The organism is Gemmatimonadaceae bacterium (assembly GCA_035633115.1).
Taxonomy (GTDB): domain Bacteria; phylum Gemmatimonadota; class Gemmatimonadetes; order Gemmatimonadales; family Gemmatimonadaceae; genus UBA4720.
Genome location: DASQFN010000031.1, coordinates 91,800 through 100,558, shown reverse-complemented (window position 1 = coordinate 100,558; position 8,759 = coordinate 91,800). Strand labels below are relative to the sequence as shown.

At 62.6% G+C, this 8,759-nt stretch carries 7 protein-coding genes; 5 read left to right on the top strand and 2 right to left on the bottom strand.

Features of this window, described 5'->3' with window-relative positions; genetic code table 11:
• A partial coding sequence (locus tag VES88_03425; protein ID HYN80527.1) for a hypothetical protein occupies positions 1 to 570 on the top strand: 570 nt, incomplete at its 5' end.
• A 98-nt stretch (positions 571 to 668) separates the two neighbouring features.
• On the opposite strand, the gene VES88_03420 is transcribed toward VES88_03425, so the two are convergent.
• A complete protein-coding gene (locus VES88_03420) occupies positions 669 to 2,513 on the bottom strand; it encodes a DUF885 domain-containing protein (GenBank protein HYN80526.1) in 1,845 nt (614 codons plus the stop codon).
• 144 nt (positions 2,514 to 2,657) lie between these two features.
• On the opposite strand from VES88_03420, the gene VES88_03415 reads away from it, so the two are divergent.
• From VES88_03415 to VES88_03405, 3 genes are all read left to right on the top strand, one after another.
• Entirely contained in the window at positions 2,658 to 3,950 is a 1,293-nt protein-coding gene (locus VES88_03415; protein ID HYN80525.1) for a hypothetical protein, read from the top strand.
• A 73-nt stretch (positions 3,951 to 4,023) separates the two neighbouring features.
• Positions 4,024 to 5,424 carry an FAD/NAD(P)-binding protein gene (locus VES88_03410; GenBank protein HYN80524.1) on the top strand — a complete coding sequence of 467 codons (1,401 nt, stop codon included), beginning with the start codon at positions 4,024 to 4,026 and terminating at the stop codon, positions 5,422 to 5,424.
• Positions 5,425 to 5,431: 7 nt separating this feature from the next.
• Positions 5,432 to 6,316, top strand: a complete 885-nt coding sequence (locus tag VES88_03405; GenBank protein HYN80523.1) for a metallophosphoesterase — start codon at positions 5,432 to 5,434, stop codon at positions 6,314 to 6,316.
• Positions 6,317 to 6,327: 11 nt separating this feature from the next.
• On the opposite strand, the gene VES88_03400 is transcribed toward VES88_03405, so the two are convergent.
• Complete coding sequence (locus tag VES88_03400; protein HYN80522.1) at positions 6,328 to 7,125, bottom strand: cyclase family protein; 798 nt, start codon at positions 7,123 to 7,125, stop codon at positions 6,328 to 6,330.
• A gap of 92 nt (positions 7,126 to 7,217) precedes the next feature.
• On the opposite strand from VES88_03400, the gene VES88_03395 reads away from it, so the two are divergent.
• Positions 7,218 to 8,690 (top strand): amidohydrolase family protein, encoded by a 1,473-nt coding sequence (locus VES88_03395; protein ID HYN80521.1) that lies wholly within the window; start codon positions 7,218 to 7,220, stop codon positions 8,688 to 8,690.
• The last annotated feature ends 69 nt before the right edge of the window (positions 8,691 to 8,759 follow it).

Here is an 8,759-nt window from a genome sequence, read left to right as displayed (position 1 = left end):
CCTGGCGGCGGACTGCCACGAGGCCGCCTCTCGGTGTGGCTTCCTCGAGGAGGAGCGACCGCGGTTCTGCGCGCGGCATGCCACACGACTGTCGCCAATGGCGAGCGCGCGGCGTGGATCGACGCACTCGGCACCATTTCCGGCGCGTTCTGGGCGGAAGGGCCGGTGCTCGTTCGTCCCGCGAGTCGCATCAATTCGCTTCGGTGTGCGGAGGAATTGGTGCACTGTGGAGGCTTCTCTCTGTTAGTGCTCGCCGGCGCTGAGCCCGTGGGGACGGAGATGGTGCGTCTGTCGCGGTCGGCACGTGAGGGGGGAAGTGCGTTCGTCGCGCTGACGTCTCACACTTCGATGGCGAGCCTCCGTCTCACGTCGCAGATCCTTCCACAGAGCTACCGCTGGCGCAAAACTCCTTTCGGAGATCCGGCTGAAGCACGCTCGGCGATGATTCGCGTGCGGGCGTACTCGCTGGGATGGAACCGTCAGACGGAGTTTCCGATTCCTATAGAGCCGCACGATCAGCGGGTGTCGCTCGAGGCGGGCCTCGTCGATCGGCGCGGGGTAAAGGGATAAACAGGTCCTTCACTTCCCCGCGGGAGCTGTTCCCCCTAAAGCAGCTCTTGTGCCCTTCGTGTTCTTCGTGGTCGCTTCCTCTTCAGTGACGCATCCGCCTAAGGGCCGCAGCGGGATGGCGGTGCCTTAGCCGTTGGCGCGACGCGCGCCATGTAGAGCTTCCTCACGGTTGGGACCGGGACCGGCCCGTAGAGCAGCACCCGATCATGGTACCGGCACTGATTAAACCGCGAGCCCTCCGTTCGTTCGACGTCGCGTCGGAGGTTCGTCCATTCCTGCACTCCGGCCATGTAGGTCATCAGCTGCACGTAGTCGAGCTGCGCGCGCTGCAGCTTCGCCTCGGCCTCGGGACGCTCCTGGAATCCGTCGCGCATCATCATCGCAACGGCTGAATCACCTGGCATCTGCATCGTGTGCAGCCTGACGTCGATGATAGTGTTCGTATAGATGCGAAGCATCCCCTTCAGAGCATTGAGACGCATCTTCACCGGGTCACCCGCGTTCGCTCCCGCGGCTTCCATCATGTGCTCGGCGTACACAGCCCAGCCTTCGATGTACGGAGTATTCCCGTAGATCACGCGCAGCAGCCGACGCCACTCGGGAGTGACGCGGTTCGCGTACTCTCCCTGCACCGCGTGCCCGGGAACCGCCTCGTGAATACTTAGCTGCAGGAACTTGTAGTTGTTGTACTCCCGCATCTTTGACTCCGAGCGCTCGGCTGTCCAATCGCTGGGAATCGGCGTCACCCAGTAGAAGGTCGACAAGGCCGGCTCGAGAGCTGGCGCGAAAACGGCACCCGCTACTCCATAGATGCCGCGCATGAAGAGCGGCGTGGGAATCACGCGGAGATTCGAGAAATCGGTGAGCGACAGAATGCGCTTATCGCGAACGAATCGCTGAAGCATCGCCACATCCTTCTCACCCTGCTGCACAAGCGAGTCGCGGTGCGCGTGTTCCGCGCCGATGCGAGCCATGACTTCGCCGACGACAGCATTGAGGTAGGCGTCACCCGACACATCTGTGTGCGAGTGCGACGGGAACCACTGCTTATGGAGAGGCTCGGCCAGTCTCAGCATCTCCTGCCGCGTGGTGCGCATGCTGTCCTCGGCGACGCGCCGCAGATCGTTCGGCGTGCCGCTCACCTGGAGGTAGTAGCGGAACTTGGAGTCGAATTTCTCCTTGCCCAGACGCCAGTCGCGTTGCGTCCGACGCGGGAGCTCCTGGCTTACGAACCGTGAGTACGCGTCGAGCGCAGCGAGTGCGGCCGGTTGTGCCTTCATGTACCTCGATGCGGACGGCGTGCCGCGCACGAAATCGGCTCCCATATTCTTTACGAGATCGCGTACTCCCTCGACCGACTCGATCGCGACGCGCCGAAAGATCTCATTGGACGCGTTGAGATTCCGCGTCGCCTGACTGAGAAAGGCGGGGACCTTTTCGAGACGAGCAGCGAGATCGCGTGCGCGCACGTTTTTCGGGGCGTACTCGAGTGAGATGTTGCTGAAGAGCGCTGAGCCGAGGTTCTCCGGATAGAGCTGGGGCTTCCAGCGGTAGAATTGCTCCTCGTCGAGACTATAGAAAGCGAATGCGATGGCGTTCTGCAGGAGCTCGTAGTCCGCTTCCGTCTGCGGATCGAGCCGCGCAACCGGGAGTCTTTGCAGTCGTTGCCGGAATCCCTGATAAAACGTGCGCTGCCTCGCGAGCTCGGCCGGTGAGAAATCGTCGAGCATCTGATCGAGAAGCAGCACTCGACCCGTGCGCGGATGGGTGTATCGGTGCAGGCCGTACTGAGTGGCGCCCGCGGGCGAAAACGTCAGCGTTGTGAAAACGAATTCCCGCGCGAGGGCGGGAATACCACTCGCCGGCCGGGCTTGTCCGCCAGCGGCCGACGATCCCATCGCCAGGGCAAGGGCGACGGTCATGAGAGAACGCAGTGAAGTCATTGTCGGATAATTAACAGCCGGCAACAGCTAAAGCCGAGGAAGCTTTGAGCCCTTCTTGCTTTCGGTATTTGTTCGGGCTATAATGGGCTACCCCTTCTTATGACTTTCGCCTGCCTGTGGAGCTCGAGCTTTACTCCTGAATCGATGACCGGCCTGATCCCGGCCCTGCTCAAGGTCGTTCCGCGACTTTCAGTGGATGTCGAGCGGCAGCTGATCTGGGCCGATGCTCGCAGTCTTCCCACCGAAGAGATACCGCGTCAAATAACAACAGTATCAGCACAGTATCAAATCAGTAACGCGCAACTAGGCCTGTCACGCATCCCAATCGTAGCCGAAGTCGCGGCGCGGATTACCCAGTTGCCTTCAGCTACCACTCTCATACCTCCGGGAAAAGAGCGGGAATTTCTCGACCCCCAGCCCGTCACAGTGCTCGGCCCTTCGCCACAGATCCAGTCCCTATTCGATGGAGTCGGCATCGAGAAATGCGCCGACCTCGCCCGCCTCGACAGCGAATCCGTAGAAGTGCGATTTGGGGCCGAGGGCGTCGAGCTGTGGCGGCTGTCGCGGGCGGATGATCGGCGGATGATCTTCAAGTCGTCGCCCAGGTCACTTCCGGAGGCGACTCTCGACTGGGTCGACTACACCCTCACCGATCCCGAGCGTCTGATCTTCGTGATCAACGCACTCGTGGACAATGTCTGCAACGCGCTCACCGCACGCGGCCAGTGCGCTCGCGAGATGACGCTCGTTTTTTCACTCGCCAACAGAACGAGCTATGAGCATCTCGTGCGCCCCGCTCGCTCGACAGCGAGCCGGAAGGCATGGATGCGTCTCATCCGCACCCATCTCGACACGATCGTGCTGGCCGATGCCGTCACCGGCATCACTCTTCGCGTCGAGGCGGTGACCGGTGAAGTCGAGCGACAGGGTGACATCTTCGACCGCGGATTCGCCACGGCGCGCGCGACTGAGGAAACGGTCGCCCAGCTGCTGGACGATCAGGGAGCGGTGATAGTCGTTCCGTCCAACACGCGTCATCCACTGCTCGAGAGACGCACGACGTGGCTGACCCAGGAGCCGGCACATGCCGCGCGGACGCATCTCATCCGGGAATCTCCCGCCGAGCCCAGGTTTACGCTCCAGCTTCTGCAGCAGCCACGGCCGATCTCTGTGAAGACCGCGAGGCGTCGCGACTATGATCTGCCCATCAAGTACCGCGACACCGACGGCTGGGTATTGATCGAATCGGTGGCGGGTCCCGATCGCGTCTCGGGAAGTCCCTGGGACGAGCCTTATGCGCGCGAATATTTCCGCTGCGTGACAGAGGATGGAACGCTCGTCTGGATTTTCCGGACAGAGGTCGGCGCGAACGGAGTCGTCGTCCGCGGCGGCAGCGGCGGCGGCGGCGAGTGGTTCATGCAGGGATGGTGGGACTGACAACGCATTAGCTTGAGCGCTGGCGCCGCGAAAAACAGGGAGCGCACATTCAAAGGCATCCGTCCACCAGGAGATGATGTCGGAGAAAACACAAATCGCCGTCATTGGGGCGGGGTTCAGCGGAGTCGTAACCGCGGTGCACCTGCTGCGCGCGGGCCGCTCGGTGATCCTCATCAATCGCTCCGGCCGAATGGCGCGAGGAGTCGCTTACGGAACGAACGCTGCGGCGCACGTTCTCAACGTCCCGGCCGGCCGGATGAGTGCCTTTCCGGATGACGAGGAAAGCTTTCTCCGGTTCGCGCGTGAGCGGGATGCGACCGTCGATGGCGGGTCATTCGTATCGCGGTCCGCATATGGTGAATACCTCGATCACACCCTCATGGAGGCCGAGCAAACTGCGCCTGGCGGAGCGAGGCTCGAGCGAATCGTCGGCCATGTCGCCGACATAGGGCTGCCAGCCGGTGGATCGCGTGCGTTTGTCACACTCGCCGATGGGCCCCGCATCGATGTGGACCGCGTAGTCCTGGCCCTTGGGAATTTCGCCCCGGCAGATCCAGCCGTTGACGACCGCCGGTTCTACTCGAGCGCGCGCTACATCCGCGACCCGTGGGCTCCGGGCGCGCTCGACTCGGTCGTCCCCGACGATTCCGTTTTTCTCATCGGGACAGGTCTGACGATGTACGACATGATCCTCGAGCTGGATGAGCGCGGCGTCCATCAACCGATGTACGCGATCTCGCGCCGGGGACTGACAGCTCAGCCCCACCGGCTGCAGGGCCAGCCCCCAACGTACGAGGATTTTCCGGGTGACCTTGACGGCGCCGCGGCGAGTGTGCTCACGTACCTGCAAGCCGTTCGCTCCAAGATTGCCGCTCATTCGGCGGCGGGCGGCGATTGGAGAGACGTGATCGCGTCGCTGCGTCCAGCGACACCCGCTCTCTGGAACGCGCTCAGCGAAGCGGAGCGCGCGCGGTTCGTGAGGCACGTCCTGCCATTCTGGGACGTGCATCGGCATCGTGCTGCGCCCTCTGCCGCGTCGGCTGCGGCTCAGCTCATGCGAGACGGGAGGCTTGTCGTTGCCGCGGGGCGAATTCTCGGATTCGAGGAAACTCCATCAGGCGTAAGCGTCAGCTGGAGGCCGCGAGGTAAGGAACGAACCACACGTCGCGAGTTTACGCGTGTGATAAACTGCACCGGCCCCGCGACCAACCTCGCCGCGGCGGGAGAGCCGCTCGTCGACAAGCTCATTGAGCGCGGAGTGCTCACAACCGATGCGCTCCGCCTCGGTGTCCGCGTGACACCGGACGGTGCGCTCATCGGCGCCGACGGGAATGCGTCGAACGCGATTTTCTACGTCGGGCCGCTGCTGAAGGCACAGTATTGGGAAGCCACCGCGGTTCCTGAGCTCCGCGTGCACGCGGCTCGGCTTGCGGCGCATTTGCGCGACTCTTTGGAGTCGACTGGAAATCACTGATCCCTGCATGGCGTTTGCATTTATTAAATCGGGCTTCCGAGTATCTCTCGTTGTGGTGTTTGCGGGCGTTGCCTGCACTAACGGCGGGCCAACGCCCCCGATCAGTACCACGCAGACGCTCACTGCGGTGGGAGACGTTGCCAGCTGCACCTCTCAGGGAGATGAAGCGACTGCCGCACTCGTCGACGGCATTCCCGGAACGATCATTCTCGCCGGCGACATCGCCTACGAGTCGGGGACGGCAAAGGAATTCGGCGACTGCTACGACCCCTCATGGGGACGCCACCGCGCTCGCACGCGTCCAGCACCGGGAAACCGCGAGTACGAAACACCCGGTGCCATTCCCTACTATGCGTACTTCGGCGCGAACGCCGGTCCTCCCGGGAGGGGATACTACTCGTTCGATCTCGGTGACTGGCACATCGTTTCGCTCAACAGCAACGTCAGCGCGGCTGCCGGGTCGGCTCAGGAGCAGTGGCTCCGTGCTGACCTCGCGGCGAGCGACGCGCATTGCACGCTCGCGTACTGGCACCATCCGATGTTCAGCTCGGGCCTGCACGGCAGCCAGGCTGTCATGCGGGACATTTTCCGCGTGCTATACGAGTTCAATGCCGACGTCGTCATTGCCGCCCACGATCACCATTACGAGCGGTTTGCTCCGCAGACGGTGGATGGCGCTGCCGACCCGGCCCGCGGAATTCGCGAGTTCGTCGTTGGAACGGGGGGACACTCGCTTTATCCGGCAATATTTGCGCGCGCCAACAGCGAACGACGGTACTCCAGCGGTTACGGTGTTTTGCGGCTCGAGCTCGAGTCAGAGGGTTACCGCTGGGAGTTCGTTCCTGTTACGGCGGGCGTCACAGTCGACTCCGGCACTGGCGTCTGTCACTGATCAGCTCCCTGTTACGGGTTCGGTAGCAACGCGATAATCCTCAGCGGACCGCCGGAGCCTCCGCCGATTTTCATCGGCAATGCCACTACCCACGCGCCGCGCACCGGCAGAGAATCCAGGTTCGCGACGTTTTCCAGACCCGGAACGCCCGCCGCAGCCGAGATCTGGTGCACAATGAAATCGCGCGACTGCCCGTAGTCGATGCTCGGCGTGTCGACACCCAACGCGCCTACGCGCCGCTCGTTCACGAGAACACGCACGGCATCCGCGCCGTACGAGGGGAAGTGCAGCTTGTCCGTCGCACCCGGAGTGTCGTCGCCGAAGTACGCCTTCCGGTCGCCGTAACGTTTCCCCCAGCCGGTGCGAAGCATCACGATCGTGCCCTGCTGAATTCGGCCGTTCGTCCCTTCCCATGCCCGCAGATCCTCGACCGACAGACGATAGTCGGGATCCGCGCTTGCGCGCCCCGTAACATCTATCACCACGGCCGGCGCAACGAGCTGACGCACGGGAATCTTGTCGACCGTCAGCCCGCGCTCGAAGAAGTGGATCGGCGCGTCGAGATGCGTACCTCCGTGCTCGGGCGCGCTGAGCAGGTTCGCCGAATAAAAATAGCCGCCTGGCGTCGGGCCCCGAGACAGCTCCTTCAGCTCGAATCCACTCGGCGAGCTGGGCCAATAGAGAGTTTTCGAGTCGAAGTCGTAGGTCAGATCGACAACCGTCGCAGTTGCGAGGTCGAGCGGTTTTTGCGTCGCCGTTTCGCACGCCGTCGCAAACAGTAGAAGAAAGACGAACCTGTTCGGGCGCATGGCTCTCACCTCTTTTTCAGTCAGGATTTGACAGGGTCGCAACCCGCTGTTAAATCGGCGACTGCTGACAGTTTTTCACAAGGTGAGGCTCAGTGAAGACACGTTTGCATTTGGAGTCGATAACCGGAATTGCGGGACTGTTCTTTGCGTCCGCGGCATGCGCACAGGGAAACAGCACTCCGTCGGCAGCAACGTCGGAGCGCGCAGCGGCGGCGGCATCTCAACCGCCGGCAACAGGGACTTTTGCCTTCACGGATGTGTCGGTGATTCCGATGGATCGCGAGCACGTCCTGAGTCGTCAAACCGTGGTCGTCCGTGACGGGAAGATCCTGAGCGTTGGGCCTGCGTCGAGCGCTTTGGTTCCGCCCGACGCGACCCGGATAGACGGAATCGGCAAGTATCTGATGCCTGGACTTGCCGAGATGCACGCTCACGTTGCCGGTGGACAGGCACCCGGAAGCGAGCAGACCAACAAAGACATTTTCTTTCTCTACATCGCGAACGGAATCACCACGATACGCGCGATGCTCGGCGCACCGAATCAGCTGGTCCTGCGGGAGCAGTTGAGGACCGGCGAGCTGCTGGGTCCGACGATGTATGTCGGAGCACCATCGATCAACGGTCAGTCGGCGCCCGATCCCGCCACGGGTGAGCGCGTCGTGCGCCAACACAAAGCTGCGGGCTACGATTTCCTCAAGATTCATCCGGGACCTTCGCGCGCCACGTACGATGCGGTTGTGCGCACCGCGCGAGAGGTTGGTATCACGTGGGCTGGGCATGTCCCGGATGCGGTGGGAGTCCGGCACGCGCTCGCGTCTCGCCAGTCGACGATAGACCACCTCGACGGATACCTCGCGGCTGCGGTTCCGGACAGTCTCCAGCCGCGCGTTCTGCGAAGTGAAGTGCCGATCGCGCAGCTCATCAGCGCCGTCGACGAATCCCGATTCCGCGCGCTTGCTGAGCAGACCAAGGCCGCTGGTGTCTGGAACACGACGACGATGTTCCTGTGGGAGAGCTTCTTCACGCCAATTGCCGCCGAGGAGATGGAACGCCGGCCGGAGATGCGATACGCGACGCGGGCGTGGCTAACGCAGTGGGGGAATCAGAAGCGGCAGCGACTCGCCGGCGACCAGAGGGATGGCGTCACGCCAGAGATCGCAAATCGCCACATCTCTCTCCGGCGGCGAATGCTCAAGGCGCTGTCTGATGCCGGGGCGAAGCTTCTAATGGGGACAGACTCGCCGCAGATGTTCAACGTCCCCGGTTTTTCGTTGCAGCGTGAGATGGAGGTAATGGTTGCATCGGGCCTCACGACATATCAGGTGCTGGAAAGCGGAACGCGGAACGTCGCCCGGTACGCGGCGGACGATCTGAAGCTCGACGGTGCGTTCGGAACAGTTGCTCCCGGCAATCGCGCGGATCTCGTGCTGCTTGATGCGAATCCGCTTACCGATCTACGCAATTTGACGCGCCGCAGCGGAGTGATGGTGCGTGGTCGCTGGGTTTCGAGGAACGCGATCGAGATAGGCCTCGCTGAGCTGGCGCGGAGAAACGCAGGGAGCTGACCGGTCGTTCGGAGATTTTCTTGCAGTACGCAATTTGCGCATTCCGTTGGAGTTTTTGACGTGTTCGCG